A 19300-nucleotide genomic window follows, 5' to 3' on the forward strand; every position below is an offset into this window, starting at 1 on the left:
GGTGGCGACGTGGACGACTATGCGGGACGGGTACTCGCCGACCGCTACCGCCTGCCCCTGCCGCCGTCCGACGAGTACGAACTCACCGAGACCCGGGCCTTCGACACCTACAGCGGCCAGGAAGTCCTGGTCCGGCAGGTGCCGTTGCCGGAGGTCGTCGAGGCCGAGGTGCTCGACGCGGACGGTCTGCCCGACGGCTTCACGGCCCGGGACGGCGGCGCCAGGCACCCCGGCGCCCGGCACCCGGGCAGGCGGCCGCCCTCCGCGGGCGGCAGCACCCGGCGGCCGGCCGACCCGGTGGTGCGGCGGGCCGTCGAGGCCGCGCAGGCCGCGGCCGCCGTCCCCGACCATCCGCGCCTCGACCAGGTCTTCGACGTCTTCGCCGAGGGCGGTTCGCTGTGGATCGTCAGTGAGTTGGTGGCCGCGAGGCCGCTGGCCGCTCTGCTCGCCGAACAGACACTGACGGCGTACCGGGCGGCCGAGGTGGCCTCCGACGTCCTCCTGGCGCTGCGGGTGCTGCACACGTACGGCTGGGTGCACCGCAACATCACCGCGCGCACCGTGCTCGTCTGCGACGACGGGCGGGTGATGCTGACCGGCCTGGCGGTCGGAGCCGCGGAGGAGGCGCTGTGCGGGTACGACCCGGTGCCCGCGCCCGACGAGGACCCCGCCCCCGCTCCCGCTCCCGCCGCGGTCGATCCGAACGGAACCTTCGGTCCGGGCGGCGGCGTCGGGACCGTGACGCGCGGCCCCGGGAGCGGGGCCCTGGGGCCCGGCGGTGCGCGGGCCGGGATCTTCGGCCCGGGCGACGCCGACCCCGAGGCCGCCCGGCGGGCCGCCATCGAGGCGCGGAGCGTCGGCGACCTTCCGGTGCCCGGGGCGCCGGGGCCGAGCGGAGTCCCCGCCGGGATCGCGCCCGCGTCGCTCGACACCACCGGGGACGCGCGCGCCGCCCGCGCCGGGGCGATCGCCGCGTACCGCGCGGGCGCCCGGGCCGCGGCCCGCGTCCAGGAGGCCCAGAACGGCCAGGCGGCCCTGCCGAGCGCCCGCCCCGCCCCCGACAAGACGGCGCACACCGCCGGCCCGGGCACGGGAAGCGACTCTCCGTACGGCGACGACGCCAGCCGGCCACCGCACGACCCCGGCCGGCCACCGCACGATCCTGGCCGGCCACCGCACGATCCTGGCCGTCCACGGCACGACTCCGGCCGGTCTCCGCTCGCCGGTGGCCCGGGCTCTGGGGGCAGTTCTTCGTACGGCGACGACCCCGGCCCGCCACCGCACGACCCCGGCCGGTCACCGCACGACCCCGCGTCCGGTGGGGCGAGGGCCGGCTACGGCGTCGAGGCGGGCGGAGGCGCGTACGCGGCCGGGCCCGGTGGGGGAAGTGGGCGCGGCTACGGCGTCGAGGCGGGTGGAGATGCGCAAGACGCCGGGCGTCGTACAGGAAGCGGGCGATCGGGCTTCGCCTCCGGTCCCGGGCGGTCTCCGTACGGCATCGGTGCCGAGGGCGTGTCCGGTGTCCCTGGGGCCGACGACGGCGCCGGTCACGCCTCCGCCTCCTCGTCAGGTGCTGCCCTCCCACCCGGCCAGATCGCCGACCCCTACGGCGTGGGCACGACCTCCTGGCACGGCGCCACACCCCGTCGCACCGACGACCCGGCCTTCTCCACCCCCCGTCCACCCGGCGAACCGCGCACCGGCTCCGCTCCGGCCACCGGGCGGGCCCTGCCCGCCGCGCGGCAGGAGGACACCGCCGGACCCGCCGCCCCGCAGCAGGAGAGCGGCGCCGCGCCCGCCGCGCGCTGGGACGACCTGGTCGCCCGGGCTCCCGCGCCGCGCGGTCCGGCCACCGCGCTCGCCGCCGAGCGGGCCCGGCAGACGCGGATGGCCGTGGTCGGCCCCGTGACCGAGCGCTGGGCGCCGGAACAGGCCGGTCCGGTGCACGAGAACTGGCAGCTAGCCGCACCCATCGGCCCCGCCACCGACCTGTGGGCGCTGGGCGCGCTGCTCTTCCGCGCCGTACAGGGGCACGCACCCTACCCGGAGGAGTCGACCGCCGAGCTGGTGCAGATCGTGTGCGCGGAGCCGCCCGCGTTCGCCGAGGAGTGCGGGCCGCTGCGGCCGGTCGTGGAGTCGCTGCTGCGTCAGGACCCCACCGAACGTATCGACTTCGAGGAGCTGCGCGGCTGGCTGCGCTCACTCGTGCGCTCCGCGCCCGAGCCGGAGGCCGGCCTGCACGTCATCTCGGCGCCTCCCGCCGAGACGGGCCGCAGCCGGCTGCCCATCGTGCGCCGCCGCGGCGAGCTGGTGCGCAGGCGGCGTGCCGGGCTGCCCGCGCACCACGGACGGCACAAGCGCGGCAGGCCGGAGCCGGACCGCTCCCCGCGCAGCCTCGGCCGGACCCTGCTCCTGCTGATACTGCTGGCGATGGCCGGCGCGGTCGCGTACGCCATGTTCTTCATGCCGAAGAGCGACACGAACGGCACGGGCACCGCCGACCGCACCGGCGCCGCCGGCGAGGCGAGCCAGGCACCGCCCGCGAAGTCACCGGACGTCAGCAGCGAGCCCCGGCCCGAGCAGACGTCCCCGAAGCCCGACCCCGGCGCCTCCCGGACGGCGGGCGGCTCCACCGAGACCCAGTCCAACGTCGCCGACGGCTTCACCCTGCGCAAGGACGCGGAGGGCTTCCGCGTCGCCGTCGCCGAGGGCTGGAACCGCACGCCCCGCAACGGCAGCGGCCAGGTCGTCTACAGCAAGGGCGACTTCGAACTCATCGTCGTACCGGGCCGGGACCGCACGTCCGAGTTCGGCGACGACCCGATGGCCTACCAGCGCGACAGCGAACCCGAGTTGGCGTCGTACCGTGCCTCAAGTTGGGCCACCTCCAGCGGGCTGAAGACCATCGAGGTCGGCGGACGGACCATGGCCGAGGGGCAGTTCACCTGGACCGGCGCCAGCGGCGGCGAGCTGTACGTGCGCAACGTCGCCATCCTCATCGACGGCCGCTACCACGTGGTGCAGGTGCGCGGTCCGGAGGCGGAGCGTGACGAGGTGACCCGGCTCTACGAACAGGCCTCGGCCACCTACCAGTACACGGGCTGAACGCAGTTCGGCCCGATGGTTGCCTGCCGTCACAGAAAGCGACAACCGTCACAGAGCGGTTTCCATACCACCCCACCCGTTCCCCGGAGGGGGGCCGGTCCCTAGTCTGACCCTGACAAGACCATTGCGGGGCAACGTGAATCAGATGCAGGGCCGGCTCGTCGCGGGCCGATACCGGCTCGGGGAAGCCATCGGCAGCGGCGGCATGGGCCGGGTGTGGCGCGCACACGACGAGGTGCTGCACCGAACCGTCGCGATCAAGGAGTTGACCGCCGCGCTCTACGTCTCGGAGAGTGACCAGGCGATACTGCTGGCGCGCACCCGGGGCGAGGCGCGCGCGGCGGCGCGGATCAACCACTCGGCCGTCGTCACCGTGCACGACGTACTCGAACACGACGGCCGGCCCTGGATCGTGATGGAGCTGGTCGAGGGCCGTTCGCTGGCCGACGCGGTCAAGGAGGAGGAGCGGGTCGACCCGCGGGAGGCGGCCCGCATCGGCCTGTGGGTGCTGCGTGCGCTGTGCGCCGCGCACGCCGCCGGCGTCCTGCACCGCGACGTCAAGCCCGGCAACGTGCTGCTCGCCGACGACGGCCGCGTGCTGCTCACCGACTTCGGCATCGCGCAGATCGAGGGCGACTCCACCATCACCCGGACCGGAGAGGTCGTCGGCTCCGTCGACTACCTCGCGCCCGAGCGCGTCCGCGGTCACGACCCCGGTTCCTCCTCCGACCTGTGGGCGCTCGGCGCGACGCTGTACACGGCGGTGGAGGGCAGGTCGCCGTTCCGCCGCACCTCGCCGCTCACCACCATGCAGGCGGTCGTCGAGGAGGAGGCCACCGAGCCCCGGTACGCCGGTGCGCTCGGGCCCGTCATCAGCGCCCTGCTGCGCAAGGATCCGGCCGAGCGGCCCGACGCGACCGAGGCCGAGCACATGCTCGCCCAGGCGGCGGAGGGACGGCGCCCGGACGCGGCCCAGGCGTACGTGCCGACCACCCACTACTCCGGCCCGTCCCCCTCGGGCCCGCCGCGGCAGGACGACATGGTCCAGCAGGGGCCCACGGGTCCGGCGGGCGGGACCACCGCGACGCCGTACCCGCCGGTGACAGGCCCGACGGCGGTCGGTCCCGCGGCGGTCAGCCCCGCGGCGACGGGACACACCGCTTCGGGATACGCGGAGTCCGGTCACGCGGCGGCGGGATACGCGGAGCCGGGTCACTCGGCGGCGGGTTACGGGGCGCCGGGTCACCCGGCCGCGGGCCCCATACCGGCGGGCGCCGCCGCTCCCCGGCGCCCCCGGCGGGGCCGCCTGCGCACGCTCGCCCTGGTCGTCGCCGTCGCCGCCCTCATCGGCGCGGGTACCGCCGTGATGCTGCAACAGGGCGACACAGGCGACACAGGCGACACAGGCGGCTCGTCGGCCGGCTCCGACCCCACCGACTCCTCCCCGTCCACCTCCACCTCCAGCTCGCCCTCCGCCTCCGCCACCACCGGCAAGGGCCCCGGCGGTTCCGTTCCGGCCGACTGGGTACGCCGCGACGACCCGCTGGGTTTCGGCCTGTACCTGCCCAAGGACTGGCAGCGGACGGACTTCGACGGCGACAGCGGTGAACTCCGGCAGATCGACTACACCCCCGACGGCGGGAAGCACGTCCTGCGCATATCCGTCGACTCCGCCCCCGACTTCAACGACCCCTACGCACACCAGCTCGACCTGGAGGTGCAGCTCCAGCGGCTGGTCGACTACCAACGCGTCACCCTGGAACGCGCCGACTACCGCGACCGCGACAGCGCCCGGTGGGTGTACACCTGGACCGCACTGGCGAAGGACACCTCCTTCCCCGGCCCGCGCCGCGCCGTGTCGCAGACGTACATGTCCCGGGACGGCGTCGAGTACGCCCTCAACATGTCGGGGCCCGCGAGCGACTGGGCGGCCACGCAACGGCGGTTCAAAGCGGTGCTGCAGAGCTGGCAGGAGAAGACCGGCTGACCTCCGTCGCGACGCCCGCCCGCACGTCGGTTGTCGGCCACCCGTGTGACGGCGACCCGGAGCCGGTGCGTCCGGTGGGGCATGATGGGGCGCATGGTGACCGAGGGGGCGGGCGGGCGTGTCATCGCGGGCCGTTACCGGCTCCATGAGCGGCTCGGCCGCGGCGGCATGGGCATCGTGTGGCGGGCCACCGACCAACTGCTCGCCCGCGAAGTGGCCGTGAAGGCGCTCCCTCTCGACGAGACCCTCTCCGCGGCCGAGGCCCGGCGCCGCCGTGAGCGCACCCTGCGTGAGGCCCGCGCGGTCGCACAGTTGCGGCATCCGCACGTCATCGTCGTGCACGACGTCGTCGAGGACGACGAACGCGCGTACATGGTCATGGAACTGGTCGACGGCGGTTCGCTCGCCGACCGCGTCCTCACTCGCGGTCCGGTCGACGCCGGCGAGGCCGCCCGCATCGGCATCGCCCTGCTCGACGCCCTGCGCACGGCCCACACCGCCGGCATCCTGCACCGGGACGTGAAGCCGTCCAACGTGCTGATCGCCGAGGACGGCCGGGTCGTCCTCACCGACTTCGGCGTCGCCCAGGTCGCGGGCGCCACCACCCTCACCGAGAGCGGCTCCTTCGTCGGTTCCCCCGAGTACACCGCACCGGAGCGGATGTCCGGTGCCGGAACGGGGCCGGAGTCCGACCTGTGGTCGCTCGGCGTACTGCTGTGCGCGGTCCTCAGCGGCGCGTCCCCCTTCCACCGCGACTCGCTGGGCGGTGTCCTGCACGCCGTGGTCACCGACGAGATCCGGCCGCCCGCGCAGGCCGGGCCGCTCCTCCCGGTCGTACGGGGCCTGCTGGAGCGCGATCCGCGACGGCGGCTGGACGCGGCCTCGGCGCAGCGGATGCTGCGCGCCTTCCTCAGCACGGGCCGTACGCCCGCGACGCCTGCGTCGCCCGGGACCGGCGAGCTCCGGCGCGTGAAGCGAAGCGTGAAGCGAAGCGCGGAGCGGCGAGTGGAGCGGCACGTGAAACGCCGCGTGCTCATGGCGGTGCTGCTGGTCGTCGTGGCGGCGGGCGCGGGCATCTCGGCGGCCGCGTTGCTCGCGGACGGGGGCGGCGACGGGGGCGGTACGCCGACGCGCTCGGTGCCCGTGACGCCGACGACCGATCCCGACACGTCGGCACCGGACTCGCCCGCACAGGGCTCGTCGGAGTCCGCCGCATCGGACCTAAACAGGAGATAAGCGGCAACCCGCGTCACGGGTCTGTGACCGCCGCGCACCGGCGGTGGAAACGGACGCGTCCGGCGCGATATGGATGGACCCATGAGCAGCAACGGGGGACCCCGCAGCGGGTCGGACGAGCCGACGAGTTTTGACCTGCAACCGCCGAACCAGCCCGTCGCCGTGCCGCATCCCGGCAACCCGTACGCGGCACCCACCCAGGTCGTACCGCCGCGGTCGCAGGGCACGTCGTCGGCCCCGGCGCCCGCCCCGGCGCCCGCCCCGGCGCCCTCCTCGCCGGAGGCCGCGCCGGACCCGGGCGCCGGGCGGCTCATCGCCGGGCGCTACCGGCTGCTCGCCAAGCTCGGGCACGGCGGCATGGGCACGGTGTGGCGGGCGAAGGACGAGACCGTGGACCGCGAGGTCGCCGTCAAGGAGCCCCGCGTCCCCGACCACCTTCCCGAACGCGAACGGGACAACGCCTTCGAGCGGATGCGCCGCGAGGCGCGCGCCGCGGCCCGGCTCGACCACCCCGCGGTGGTCGACGTGCATGACGTGGCGGTCGTGGACGAGCAGCCGTGGATCGTGATGGAACTCGTGCGCGGGCGCTCGCTGGGCGACGCCCTCCAGGAGGGCACGCTGGGCGCGCGCGAGGCGGCCAGGATCGGCCTGGAGGTGCTCGGTGCCCTGGAGGCCGCGCACGCCGCCGGCATCCTGCACCGGGACGTGAAGCCGGACAACGTCCTGCTCGGCCGCCACGATCGGGTCGTCCTCACCGACTTCGGCATTGCCCAGATCGAGGGCGAGACCAACCTCACCGACACCGGAGGCTTCGTCGGCTCGCCCGAGTACATCGCCCCGGAGCGGGTCCTCGGCCAGCGCCCGGGCCCGGCGAGCGACCTGTGGTCGCTGGGCGTGGTGCTGTACGCGGCGACGGAGGGCGTCTCGCCGTTCCGCCGCAGCAACACCCCCGCCACGCTCCAGTCGGTGCTCAACGCCACGCCCGCGCCGCCCGCCTCCGCGCAGGGCCCGCTGGCCGAGGCGATCACGGGCCTGCTGGACAAGGACCCGGCGCGCCGCCCCGACGCGGCCCGGGTACGTTCCCTCCTTGACGCCACCGCGAACCCGCCCGCGCCGCCGCCCACCCAGGTGGTCCGGGTCGACGGGCCCCAGGGGGCGGGCGGGGCTCCCCCGTCCCGGTGGAGCGTCCGGCTGGGCCGCAACGCCTGGATCACCCTCGGCGCGGTGGTCGTCGCGGCGGCGGTGGCGTCGTACCTGGTGGTCGCGGATCCCTTCGCGGGGTCCCTGCCGGAGGGCTGGAAGCAGCAGAAGCTCCCCGCCAAGATCGGCATGAGCGTCGGTGTGCCGTCCGAGTTCGTGAAGGCGAAGCACCCGGAGGACTGGGACGGCACCAACGAGACCTTCGTCGACCCGAGCGGCGCGGTCACCGTCCTCGTGGACCGGGACATCAAGGCCGACGACAAGGACAACGAGATCCCGGACACCGCCGGCGCCAACGCCTGGGCGGACTGGGAGATGCTCAAGGACGGCGAGTACTCCTGGAATTTCGCCGACAAGCCCGCGCCCAAGGGTGAGCCGCGCGACACCGAGTACAAGGGCGAGAAGGCCGCCGAGAACACCATCGAGTACACGACCGCGGACACGCAGAACCCCCGCGCCCGCGAGTTCCACATCCTCTACTACCGGGCCGACAACGGCGACATGTACAAGGTGTCGATCGACTACCCCCGCAAGGGCTACTTCGCCGACGAGGGACGGGACATCGCCCGGACGGTGATCGCCAACTGGGAGGTCGACAAGCTCTGATGGAACTCCAGGGCCAAGGCCGGGGCCAAGGTCAGAGCCAGAGCCAGAGCCAGAGCCAGAGCCAGGGCCAGGGCCAGGGCGGCCAGGGCCGGTTGGTCGGTGAGCGCTACCGGCTGCTGCGGCGCGTCGGTTCCGGCGCCTCGGGCACCGTCTGGCACGGTCTCGACGAGGCCGCGGACCGCGAAGTCGCCGTCAGACGGCCGCGGTTGCCCGGTGACCCCGCCGACGAGACGTACCGCAGGGCCGCCCACCGCCTCTACCGCGAGGCCCGTGCCGCCGCCCGTGTCGACCACCCCGCCGCGGTGCGCATCCACGACGTGGTCGTGGAGGAGGCCGGGCCCGACGGACTGCCCTGGATCGTCATGGAGTGGGTCCCCGGCGAGTCCCTGCACGAGATGCTCCTGCGCGGGCCGCTGGAGGCGCCCGAGGCCGCCCGCATCGGCCTCGCCGTCCTCGGAGCCCTGCGGGCCGCGCACGCCGTAGGCATCGTGCACCGCGCGGTCCGGCCCGCCAACGTGCTGCTCGGCGCGCACGGCCGCGTCGTCCTCACCGACCTCGGCACCGCCCACGTGCCGGGCGAGGGACCCCGCCGGGGTGCGGGGCCCGCGGCCGACCTGCGGTCCCTGGGCGTCCTGCTGCACACCGCCGTCGGGGACGGGACACCGGCCGGGCCGCTGGGCCCGCTGATCGAACGGCTGCGAGTGCCGGACGCCGGATCGCGGCCGGACGCGGAGGAGGCCGCCGCGTACCTGGGGGCGGTGGCGGGCGATGTTCCGGCGGCCTCTCCCGGGAGAAAAGAAGTGATCAGGTCCATCGGGTCCCTCCCTTCCGTGTAACGCCCTGATCAGCCGGTTTGTTGCCAGCGATCACTGGCGTCGTGTGAGCACTCGGTGAATCACGGTGAATCCCCATTACCGACGGGTACACAAAGCCCTCGCGGCGTCATACCCTGCGGCTCATGACGGACGCGCAGGCCCCGGAACTCACCGGCACGAACCCCCTCGCCCCCACCCCGGAGGGCGCCCGCACCGCTGCCGACGTGGTCACACCCGAGCTGGTCGCCCAGCTCACCAAGGGCGTGGCCGGCTCCGGCCGCACCGCCAACCACACCCCGTTCACCGGCGAGAAGCTGGCCGACCTGCCCGAGTCGACGCCCGAGGACGTGGCGGGCGCCTTCGAGCGGGCCCGCGCCGCCCAGGCCGTGTGGGCGCGTACGCCGGTCCGGCAGCGCGCCGCCGTCCTGCTGCGCTTCCACGACCTGGTCCTGGAACGCCAGGCCGAGGTCCTCGACCTCATCCAGCTCGAGACCGGCAAGGCACGCCTGCACGCCCACGAGGAGGTCCAGGCCGTCGCCGTCGCCGCCCGGCACTACGGGCGCAAGGGGCCCGCGTACCTGCGCCCCAAGCGGCACACCGGCGCCGTGCCGACCCTCACGAAGGTCACCGAGCTGCGCCACCCGCGCGGGGTCGTCGGCCAGATCGCCCCCTGGAACTATCCGCTGGAGCTGTCCGTAGGTGACGCGATCCCCGCCTTCGTCGCGGGCAACGCGGTCGTCATGAAGCCCGACACCGAGACCTGCCTGACCGCCCTGTGGGCCCGCGACCTGCTCATCGAGGCAGGCCTGCCCGCCGAGGTCTTCCAGGTCGTGCTCGGCGACGGACCGGTCGTCGGCCCCGAGGTCGTCAAGCACGCCGACTACGTCTCCTTCACCGGCTCCACCCGCACCGGCCGCGAGGTCGCCCAGGGCGCCGCCGCCCGTCTCGTCGGCGTCTCCCTCGAACTCGGCGGCAAGAACGCCATGCTGGTCCTCGAGGACGCCGACATCGAGAAGGCCGCGGCGGGCGCCGTCCGCGCCTGCTTCTCCTCGGCCGGCCAGCTCTGCATCTCCATCGAGCGGCTCTACGTCCACGAGTCCGTCGCCGACGCCTTCCTGGACCGCTTCGCCGCCCGCACCAAGGGGATGCGGCTCGGCACCTCCCTCTCCTACGGCGCCGACATGGGCTCGCTGGTGGGGGAGCGGCAGTTGGAGACCGTGAAGGCGCACGTGGCGGACGCCGTCGAGCGGGGCGCGAAGCTCGTCGCCGGCGGTGTCGCCCGCCCGGACATCGGCCCGTACTTCTACGAGCCGACCATCCTCGACGGCGTCGCGGCGCCCATGACCGTGTGCGCCGAGGAGACCTTCGGCCCCGTCGTCTCCGTCTACCGCTTCAAGACCGAGGACGAGGCCGTCGAGCACGCCAACTCCACACCGTACGGCCTGAACTCCGCGGTCTGGACGAAGGACGCCCGGCGCGGCCGCGACGTCGCCGCCCGGCTGCGCACCGGCACCGTCAACATCAACGAGGGGTACGCCTCCGCCTACGGCAGCGTCCAGTCCCCGATGGGCGGCATGAAGGACTCCGGCCTCGGCCGCCGGCACGGCTCCGAGGGCATCCTCAAGTACACCGAGGCCCAGACGGTCGCCCACCAGCGGCTGCTGCCGATGGCACCGTCGCTGGGGATGGACGACGAGAGGTACGCGGCTTTCATGAGCCGCAGTCTCCGGCTGATGAAGGCGTTCCGGTTCAAGTGACCCACCTTGGGGGCGCGGGGCACTCCGCGACCAGCCACAGACGACCCGCACGTGAACTCAAAGAGGAGACCCCCGTGCCCAAGGACGCTTACGACTACGACGTCCTGATAGTCGGCTCAGGCTTCGGCGGCTCCGTCTCCGCCCTCCGCCTCACTGAGAAGGGCTACAAGGTCGGCGTCCTGGAGGCCGGCCGCCGCTTCACCGGCGAGTCGCTGCCCAGGAACTCCTGGGACCTCAAGAACTACCTCTGGGCGCCGAAACTCGGCATGTTCGGCATCCAGCGCATCCACCTGCTCGGAAATGTCATGGTCCTGGCGGGGGCGGGCGTCGGCGGCGGTTCCCTCAACTACGCCAACACCCTCTACGTGCCGCCGAAGCCCTTCTTCGACGACCCCCAGTGGCGGGACATCACCGACTGGCACGACGAGCTGACGCCCTACTACGACCAGGCCCGGCGCATGCTCGGGGTGCGGCTCAACCCGACGATGACCCCGTCCGACGTGCACCTGAAGGCGGCCGCCGAGCGGATGGGCTGCGGCGACAGCTTCCACATGGCGCCGGTCGGCGTGTTCTTCGGCGACGGCGAGGACGCCGACGGCAAGGCGAAGGCCAAGGCGGGCGAGCAGGTGCCCGACCCGTACTTCGGCGGCGCGGGGCCCGACCGCAGGGCCTGCAACGAGTGCGGCGAGTGCATGACCGGCTGCCGGCACGGCGCGAAGAACACCCTCAACGAGAACTACCTGTACCTCGCCGAGAAGGCCGGCGCCGTCGTGCACCCGATGACGACGGCGCTCTCCGTCACGGACGACTCGCGCGGCGGGTTCGCCGTCGCCACGCTCCCCACCGACCGGCGGAAGACGGACGCCGGCCGCACGTTCACCGCCCGCCGGGTCGTCCTCGCCGCCGGCACCTACGGCACCCAGACCCTGCTGCACCGTATGAAGGCGGGCGGTCAGCTCCCCCACCTGTCGGACAGGCTCGGCGAGCTGACCCGCACCAACTCCGAGGCCCTGGTCGGCGCCCAGACCGACGACCGGCGCTACCGCAGGGCCACCGGCGACTCACGGGCCGACTTCACCCGCGGCGTCGCCATCACGTCCTCGATCCACCCGGACGCCGACACGCACATCGAGCCGGTGCGTTACGGCAAGGGCTCCAACTCGATGGGCGGCCTGTCGATCCTCCAGGTCCCCTACGCCGGGCAGACCGCCTCGGGCGCGTCCCGCGTCCTGGGCTTCCTGGGCCACGCGGCCAGGCACCCGCTGCTGGTCCTGCGTTCCCTGTCCAACCGCAAGTGGTCGGAGCGGACCATCATCGGCCTGGTCATGCAGTCCCTGGACAACTCCCTGACCACGCACCTGAAACCGACCGGTGTCGGCAAGGGCCTGCTCACCGCACACCAGGGCCACGGCTCGCCCAACCCCAAGCAGATCAAGGCCGCGACCGAGGGCGCCTCCGCACTCGCCGCCGAGATCAACGGCTTCCCCGGCTCCAACGTCGGCGAGCTGGTGGGCACCCCGCTCACCGCGCACTTCCTCGGCGGCTGCCCGATCGGCGCCTCCCGCGAGACCGGCGTCATCGACCCGTACCACCGGCTCTACGGCCACCCCGGCATCTCGGTGGTCGACGGCGCCGCGGTCTCGGCCAACCTGGGCGTCAACCCGTCCCTGACCATCACGGCGCAGGCCGAGCGGGCGATGTCGTACTGGCCGAACAAGGGCGAGAGCGACCCGCGCCCCGCACAGGGCACCGCGTACGAGCGTCTGGCCGCCGTCGAGCCCGAGTCCCCGGCGGTCCGGGCGGAGGCCTTCGGCGCGCTGCGGCTGCCGTTCCTGGGCATGCCGGCGGTGCCGCCGAAGAAGTAGCGGCGGCGGCCGAGAGGCGGAAGGCCTGCCGGGAGACGGAAGGCCTGCCGAGAGGCGGACAAGGCGAGAGGGACCCGCACCCCCCTCCGAGCGCGGGTCCCTCTCACCCAGCCTGTGTTGCGCCGCCTACGCGGATGTCACGCGTCCGAGCCGGCCCTGCGGCGCCGCACCACGAACACCGCACCGCCGCCCACGACGACGGCGAGCCCGCCGACGAGGCCGATCATCGGCAGCGCCGAGCTGGAACCGGTCTGGGCGAGACTGCCGGTGACCTCCGGGGTGTTGACGGCCGGCTTCTCGACGGCGACCGGCGCCTTGCCGCCTTCCTGAGGCTTGGTGCCCTCCGTGTCCGAGCCGGGGGCCACGATCCGGAACTTGTAGGCGACGTCGCCGAAGCCGGTGCACTCGCCGTCCGCGTCACCGTAGATCGTCGCGCCGAGCGTGAAGCCCGCGCCGACCGGGGCGCCGGCCCGCACGTTGAGCCGCATCGGGATGTGGACCTCGTAGTCGGGCGCCAGCTCGTCGGTGTAGCCGATGTAGCCGACGGCGTAACCGAGTTCGTTGAGGTCCTCCCAGATCTTGTCCTCCGGGTTCCAGGCCTGGAGGCCGACCTTCTTGCTCTCGAACAGCTCCTCGCCGTCGCGGTCGGCGGACGCGCCCGCCAGGTACTCGAGGTTCTCCAGCGTGGAGCCGGAGTTGTTGGCGACGTTCAGCGAGAACTTGTGCCAGCCGCTGCCCGCCGCGATCTCGCCGGGCAGGCCCTCGATGTCGACGTCGACCTTGGAGTCCTCGCACACGGACGGCTCGGGGTCCGGGGTCTCGGTCTCCTCTGGCGTGGAGGTGCTCGGTGACGGGTCCGCGGGTGCGGACGTGGTCGTCTCGGACCCGCCGGGCGCGGGAGTGCCCTCGTCGTCCGTCTCGCTCGGGGAGTCCGGAGAACCCGGGGAGGTGGTCGTCGAGTCACTCGGAGCCGGTGTGGTCTCGCTCGTCGACTCGTTCTGGGACGGCGACTCACCGGTGGACGGGTTCGAGTCGGGCCCGCCCGTGGAGTCGTCCGACGAGGCGGACGGGGACGGCGACGTGCCGTCGGTGGCGTAGGCGGTCGGGGCCGCGAGGAGCGCGGCGGGGGCGATCACCGCTGTGACGGCGGCTGCGGCCAGGGCGCGACGAAGCTTCATGCCCCTTTGATCAGTTGAACCTGTGAATGGTTGTCCTCACATTCACAGAATCTTTATGTGGCCTGCGTCACTGACGGAGGGCCCCGCGGGACTGCCGCTTGCCTCGGATGCTTGTGTTGAAGATGCCTGTGTTGAAGGTGCTTGTGTTGAACGAGGGACCCGTTCCGTCGGCCGGTCCCGGGCGTCCCCGGAACCGGCCGTTCTCTTGGGTGACCGGGCTGCTGTCCCCTGCCGTCCGGTCACTACCCGGAGCGAGGTCCCACGACGTACGGCACGATGCGTACGTCTCATCGCTCCAGGCGAGCCACGCGTGGTTCTTTCGGGCCCGCCCCTGGCTGACACGGACACCGGGACCAACGAAGCCGCTCGCGCACCGGTCACGCTCCGTACGGGTGAGAAGGCGCCCGAACTCAGATACGACCCCGGCACAGCTCCAGCATCGTCATCGCCAGGGCCGTGCCCGGCTTGCCCAGCGCCTGCCGGTAGTGGTCGAGGACCTCCATCTCGCGGGAGAGGTTCACGCGCCGGCCGCCCGAGGTGATCCGCGCGTCCTGGATGACGGCCGAGACGGCCATCCGTTCCTGGATCAACCCGATGATCCGGTCGTCCAGGGCGTCGATGCGCTCCCGGGCGCCGGTGATCACGCCGGCGGCCTCGGTGGTACGGGCGCCGGTCTTGTCCGCTGCGGCGGCCTTGCCGTCTGCGGTGACGACCTTGCTGCCGTGTGTGGTGACGACCTTGCTGTGGTCTGCGGTGACGGTCATGTCGGTGGCTCCTCGCCGAAGAGTGGCGGCGCCCGGGACCGGCGGGGTCCGAAAACGCCAGGCGCCCCGGACCTTGTCGGCCCGGGGCGCCTGGGAAGTCGCTTGTCAGTTGCTCAAGCAGCACGACCGTGGCAGCCGGTGGGCCGGTTGCCATAGGTAAACAGGAACGCCTGGTGCGTGAGCATGCGCCCAGTATGCCGTGGGTGCGCACGGTGTCCAAGCCGGTTCGGATGGTGAGACGTACCGGCGCTCGGGCGGGCGGGCCGTCGCACCCGCCCACCTCGGTAGAATCGGCAGCACAAGCCCCCCGCCCGACCGCCGGAAGGCACCCCGTGTCATCAGCGACTCCCGCTGCCACCGCCCCCGACACCGTCCTGGTCGTCGACTTCGGCGCGCAGTACGCCCAGCTCATCGCCCGTCGTGTCCGCGAGGCGCGGGTCTACAGCGAGATCGTGCCGAGCTCCATGCCGGTCGAGGAGATCCTCGCCAAGAACCCGGCGGCCATCATCCTCTCGGGCGGCCCCTCCTCGGTGTACGAGCCGGGCGCCCCGACCCTCGACCGCTCCCTGTTCGAGGCCGGCGTCCCCGTCTTCGGCATGTGCTACGGCTTCCAGCTCATGGCGCGGACCCTCGGCGGCACCGTCGACAACTCCGGCGCCCGTGAGTACGGCCGCACCGAGCTGTCGGTCTCCAAGACGTCCTCCACCCTCTTCGAGGGCACCCCGGCCGAGCAGGCCGTGTGGATGTCGCACGGCGACGCCTGCTCCGCCGCCCCCGAGGGCTTCACCGTCACCGGCTCCACGGACGTCGTCCCGGTCGCCGCGTTCGAGAACGACGAGAAGAAGCTCTACGGCGTCCAGTACCACCCCGAGGTCATGCACTCCACGCACGGACAGCAGGTGCTGGAGCACTTCCTGTACCGGGGCGCGGGCCTGACCCCCGACTGGACCACGGGCAGCGTGATCGAGGAGCAGGTCGCGGCCATCCGCGAGCAGGTCGGCGACCGGCGTGCCATCTGCGGCCTGTCCGGCGGCGTGGACTCCGCCGTCGCCGCCGCCCTCGTCCAGAAGGCCATCGGCACCCAGCTAACCTGCGTCTACGTCGACCACGGCCTGATGCGCAAGGGCGAGACCGAGCAGGTCGAGAAGGACTTCGTGGCCGCCACCGGCGTGCAGCTCAAGGTCGTGGACGCCAGCGAGCGGTTCCTGGGCGCGCTGGCCGGGGTCTCCGACCCCGAGCAGAAGCGGAAGATCATCGGCCGCGAGTTCATCCGCGTCTTCGAGCAGGCCCAGGCCGAGATCATCGCCGACGCGGGCCCCGCGGTCGAGTTCCTGGTCCAGGGCACCCTCTACCCGGACGTGGTCGAGTCCGGCGGCGGCACCGGCACGGCGAACATCAAGTCCCACCACAACGTCGGCGGGCTCCCCGAGGACCTCGAGTTCCAGCTCGTCGAGCCGCTGCGCCAGTTGTTCAAGGACGAGGTCCGGATGGTCGGCCAGGAGCTGGGCCTGCCGGACGAGATCGTCCAGCGCCAGCCGTTCCCGGGCCCGGGCCTCGGTATCCGGATCGTCGGCGAGGTCACGCGCGAGCGCCTCGACCTGCTGCGCGAGGCCGACGCCATCGCCCGCGAGGAACTGACGGCGGCCGGTCTCGACCGCGACATCTGGCAGTGCCCGGTGGTGCTGCTCGCGGACGTCCGCTCCGTCGGCGTCCAGGGCGACGGCCGTACCTACGGCCACCCGATCGTGCTGCGGCCGGTCTCCTCCGAGGACGCCATGACGGCCGACTGGTCCCGGCTGCCGTACGACGTGCTCTCCAAGATCTCGACCCGGATCACCAACGAGGTCAAGGACGTCAACCGGGTCGTCCTCGACGTGACGTCGAAGCCGCCGGGGACGATCGAGTGGGAGTGACGCCCGCGGCGGGCGACAGGCCCTAAGTGCGCCTGACGGTGCGCAGGGGCTGCCCGGGCCGCCAGATCTGGACGACGAGGTACTTGTCGTCCTCGACGTAGGTGCGCACGACCTCCGTCAGCTCGGTACGGAAGAGGTGGAACGGCTCCGGCGGTTCCACCTCTTTCACATACCCGGCCTTGGTCCCGGGGTCTTCGACCTCGACCGCCCGGCCGCCGATCCGCACGTCCCCGCCGCCCATGCCGGTGCCGTCCCCGGGGTTCGCCTGCAGCGCGAACCGGGGGTCGCGGTGCAGGTCGAGCGCCTTCAGCGAGCCCGGCATCATGCCGAGCCACAGCTCGCCGCCGAGGAACCGCACCTCCAGGCCGGTGGTGCGGGGCGAGCCGTCCTTGCGGAGGGTGGCCAGGGTGTGGTGGGTGTACGCGCCGAAGCGTGCCTCGACGGTGGCGGCCAGTTCGGGTTCGGCGGTGGTGAAGCCGGCCCAGTTTGCGGTGGTGCCTGGTGTCATACGCCGAGTGTGACGCCGAAAGCAGACACCTTCTGTCGGGTATCAGCTATCAGGTATCAGGTATGAGGTATGAGTATGTGCCGTTTCGTTCGGAGCGCCTCGCGGCCGGGTCAACACGGCGATCCGCGCATCACCCGCACTGAGCAGAGGTAAGGCGGGGCGGGGGGCGGGCGAGGGCCGGAGTACGGCACAATTCACTGTCGTCCCAAGGGACTTAGAGGCTTCCACAGCTTCTTCCACGGTCTCTTGTGACATCTCTTTCACAGGGTTCGGGCACAGGGTTCGGGAAGGCGGGCGTCGGGCGTGGCGGTGCAGGAGGCGAGACGCGGGAGCGGCTCGGACAAGGGCGCGTACGACGCGGCGCACAGCGGCGGCTGCACCTGCGGGGACTGCCCGCACGGTGCCCGTGAGGGGCACCGCCGGGCGGTCGCCGCGTTCCTGCTGCGGCGGGACGAGTTCGCGGCCGGGCAGGGGCTGCCGGCGGCGGTGGCCCACTCGGCCTCCGCCTCCCGTCAGTGGGTCTCGGAGGAGCTGACCCAGTCCGCCGAGCTCGTCGCCGAACGCGGTCGCGCCGAGGGCGACGCCTGGCTCGCGGGACTGGGCCGGCGCACGTCGGCCGCCGTGTGGGCGGCGGTCGTACTGCTGCTGCTCGGACAGGCGCTCACCGCGGTCGGCGCCGGCTGGACGGCGGCGCGCACCGCCGGGATCGCGGCGGCACTGGTGGTGGCGGGCGCGCTGACGGCGGCGTCGTGGTTCCACCGGTCGCGGGGCGGCGCACTGGCCCCGGTCATCGGCGAGGACAACCGCCTGTCCACGTCCCGGGCCGTGGCGGTGGCCTGGGTGCTGTTCGTCGCCTACGCGGTGCTCGTGCTGGCCGGGCAACTGGCCGTGGCATCGAGTCACGACCGGCGGGACGCGCTGATCTCGGGTCTCGAACTCGGCCGCGCCACCGGTGCGGTGACCGTACTCGCGGTGGTCTGCGGGATCGCGGTCCTGGTGCGCCGCGTGGTCGGACTTCGGGTACTCGGCCAGCGCCTCCAGAAGGTACGGGCGGACCGGCCGCGCGCGTCCGATCTGCTGACGGACGACGCGGGCCGCGGCACCTTCGCCGACATCCAGTACGTCGTGATCAGCACCGTCGCCCTGGTGTTCGCGGCGGTACGGCTGGCCCGGCGCCCGGAACAACTGCCCGACCTGCCGTGGGGGCTCGCCGTGGTGGTGCTGGTGTCGGCGGCGACCTACGTGGCCGGGAAGTACGCGGAGGGCGGCAGGCCGGTGATCCTCTCCGTGGTCCGGGCCCGGGAGGCCGGTGACCTGGACGCGCCGATCCGCACCGGCGACGACATCGAGATCCGCGGCGCGGGCTTCGTGCCGCCGGGTGCCCAGCGTGCGGACCGCCTCTCCCGGATGGTCGTGCGCATCGGCGCGGTCAACGTCCACGTCCCCCTGGTCCCGGTCCCGGGCGGCTTCAACAACCCCACGGACGACCTGCTGAAGGTGCCGGTACCGGCCGACGTGGAACCGGGCCGGGTGGACGTCCAGGTGGTCACCGGCGCGGGCGTGGAGACCAACCGGTACGCGATCGACGTGACGGACTGACACCTCACGCTTCTTCGGTCGGCGTTGCTGTCGAAACCGACAGCAAGAAACCCCCCGCCGAGGGTTGAGCGGGGCCTGTGTGTCGCACGTATGGTCTGGTGGGGGGTCTGGGCATGCGCGGCGAGAGGCGACTGGCAGTGATGACTCACGGTATGCGGACGGATGTCCACTCCTCGTCCCGGGGCGGCGGGGGCTGGCGGGACGAAGCAGCCCGGTACGCCCTCCTTCCGCTACGGATCTTTCTAGGTGTCACGTTCATCTACGCGGGCCTGGACAAGCTCACCGACAGCGCCTTCATGAAGGACGCGGGCGCCGGTTCCGTCGGCGACATGATGCGTGCCGTGCGCGACTCCTCGGCCGTCCCCGCCCTGGTCGACCTGGCCCTGAAGAACCCGCCCGGCTTCGGCTACGCCATCGCCCTGGGCGAGCTGGCCGTCGGCATCGGCACCCTGCTCGGACTGCTCACCCGCCTGGCGGCACTCGGCGGCGCGCTGATCTCGCTCAGCCTGTGGCTGACCGTTAGCTGGGCCGCCGACCCGTACTACTACGGCAACGACCTCGCCTACCTCATGGCCTGGCTCCCCCTCGTCCTCGCGGGCGCCCCGCTGCTGTCGCTGGACGCGGTACTGCGCTCCCGGCCCAGGCGGCAGACGGGCGGGTACCGCTAGTTGTACTGCCCAGGGACGTTGGTCAACCTGGTGACGGGTGGTTTGCCGCCGGTTGCGGTGTGGGGGCGGTGGTGATTGTAGTGATGGAGCCAGGCCGGC

Annotated in this window: 12 protein-coding genes and 2 pseudogenes; 10 read left to right on the forward strand and 4 right to left on the reverse strand. The window is 73.0% G+C overall.

The window, feature by feature from the left end; translation table 11 throughout:
- The first annotated feature begins 9 nt into the window (after window positions 1-9).
- The 7 genes and pseudogenes from KUM40_RS18365 to KUM40_RS18395 all read left to right on the forward strand — a co-directional run bounded on the left by KUM40_RS18365 (window position 10) and on the right by KUM40_RS18395 (window position 12571).
- Window positions 10-3105 (forward strand): protein kinase, encoded by a 3096-nt coding sequence (locus KUM40_RS18365; RefSeq protein WP_217167063.1) that lies wholly within the window; start codon window positions 10-12, stop codon window positions 3103-3105.
- A 145-nt stretch (window positions 3106-3250) separates the two neighbouring features.
- Window positions 3251-5092, forward strand: coding sequence for a serine/threonine-protein kinase (locus KUM40_RS18370; protein WP_217167079.1), 1842 nt, complete (start codon window positions 3251-3253; stop codon window positions 5090-5092).
- Between the two features lie 84 nt (window positions 5093-5176).
- Window positions 5177-6328, forward strand: a complete 1152-nt coding sequence (locus KUM40_RS18375) for a serine/threonine-protein kinase (protein ID WP_217167080.1) — start codon at window positions 5177-5179, stop codon at window positions 6326-6328.
- An 81-nt stretch (window positions 6329-6409) separates the two neighbouring features.
- A complete protein-coding gene (locus KUM40_RS18380) occupies window positions 6410-8134 on the forward strand; it encodes a serine/threonine-protein kinase (RefSeq protein ID WP_217167064.1) in 1725 nt (574 codons plus the stop codon).
- Window positions 8134-8922: pseudogene (locus tag KUM40_RS18385) on the forward strand (serine/threonine-protein kinase); the annotation flags it as partial. The gene KUM40_RS18380 and the pseudogene KUM40_RS18385, both read left to right, overlap by 1 nt.
- Before the next feature lie 170 nt (window positions 8923-9092).
- A complete protein-coding gene (locus KUM40_RS18390; protein ID WP_217167066.1) occupies window positions 9093-10706 on the forward strand; it encodes a succinic semialdehyde dehydrogenase in 1614 nt (537 codons plus the stop codon).
- A gap of 74 nt (window positions 10707-10780) precedes the next feature.
- The gene (locus KUM40_RS18395) at window positions 10781-12571 is read left to right on the forward strand and encodes a GMC oxidoreductase (RefSeq protein WP_217167067.1); all 1791 of its coding nucleotides are present in this window, start codon (window positions 10781-10783) and stop codon (window positions 12569-12571) included.
- A gap of 137 nt (window positions 12572-12708) precedes the next feature.
- On the opposite strand, the gene KUM40_RS18400 is transcribed toward KUM40_RS18395, so the two are convergent.
- Together KUM40_RS18400 and KUM40_RS18405 are read right to left on the reverse strand one after the other, a co-directional pair.
- The gene (locus KUM40_RS18400; RefSeq protein ID WP_217167068.1) at window positions 12709-13749 is read right to left on the reverse strand and encodes an LAETG motif-containing sortase-dependent surface protein; all 1041 of its coding nucleotides are present in this window, start codon (window positions 13747-13749) and stop codon (window positions 12709-12711) included.
- 410 nt (window positions 13750-14159) lie between these two features.
- Window positions 14160-14513, reverse strand: a complete 354-nt coding sequence (locus KUM40_RS18405; protein ID WP_217167069.1) for a chorismate mutase — start codon at window positions 14511-14513, stop codon at window positions 14160-14162.
- A gap of 332 nt (window positions 14514-14845) precedes the next feature.
- Here KUM40_RS18405 and guaA point away from each other — a divergent pair, with 332 nt between their 5' ends.
- Window positions 14846-16426, forward strand: a complete 1581-nt coding sequence (gene guaA, locus KUM40_RS18410) for a glutamine-hydrolyzing GMP synthase (protein WP_217167070.1) — start codon at window positions 14846-14848, stop codon at window positions 16424-16426.
- A 22-nt stretch (window positions 16427-16448) separates the two neighbouring features.
- Here guaA and KUM40_RS18415 read toward each other — a convergent pair whose 3' ends face one another.
- A complete protein-coding gene (locus KUM40_RS18415; RefSeq protein WP_217167071.1) occupies window positions 16449-16934 on the reverse strand; it encodes a pyridoxamine 5'-phosphate oxidase family protein in 486 nt (161 codons plus the stop codon).
- A gap of 303 nt (window positions 16935-17237) precedes the next feature.
- On the opposite strand from KUM40_RS18415, the gene KUM40_RS18420 reads away from it, so the two are divergent.
- On the forward strand, window positions 17238-18533 hold the full coding sequence (locus KUM40_RS18420) for a hypothetical protein (RefSeq protein ID WP_217167072.1): 1296 nt from the start codon (window positions 17238-17240) through the stop codon (window positions 18531-18533).
- A 140-nt stretch (window positions 18534-18673) separates the two neighbouring features.
- The gene (locus KUM40_RS18425) at window positions 18674-19201 is read left to right on the forward strand and encodes a DoxX family protein (protein WP_217167073.1); all 528 of its coding nucleotides are present in this window, start codon (window positions 18674-18676) and stop codon (window positions 19199-19201) included.
- On the opposite strand, the pseudogene KUM40_RS18430 reads toward KUM40_RS18425, so the two are convergent.
- A pseudogene (locus KUM40_RS18430) lies at window positions 19198-19300 on the reverse strand (IS481 family transposase); the annotation flags it as partial. The gene KUM40_RS18425 and the pseudogene KUM40_RS18430 sit on opposite strands and share 4 nt — an antisense overlap.

The organism is Streptomyces sp. AC512_CC834, assembly GCF_019049325.1.
Lineage (GTDB): Bacteria > Actinomycetota > Actinomycetes > Streptomycetales > Streptomycetaceae > Streptomyces.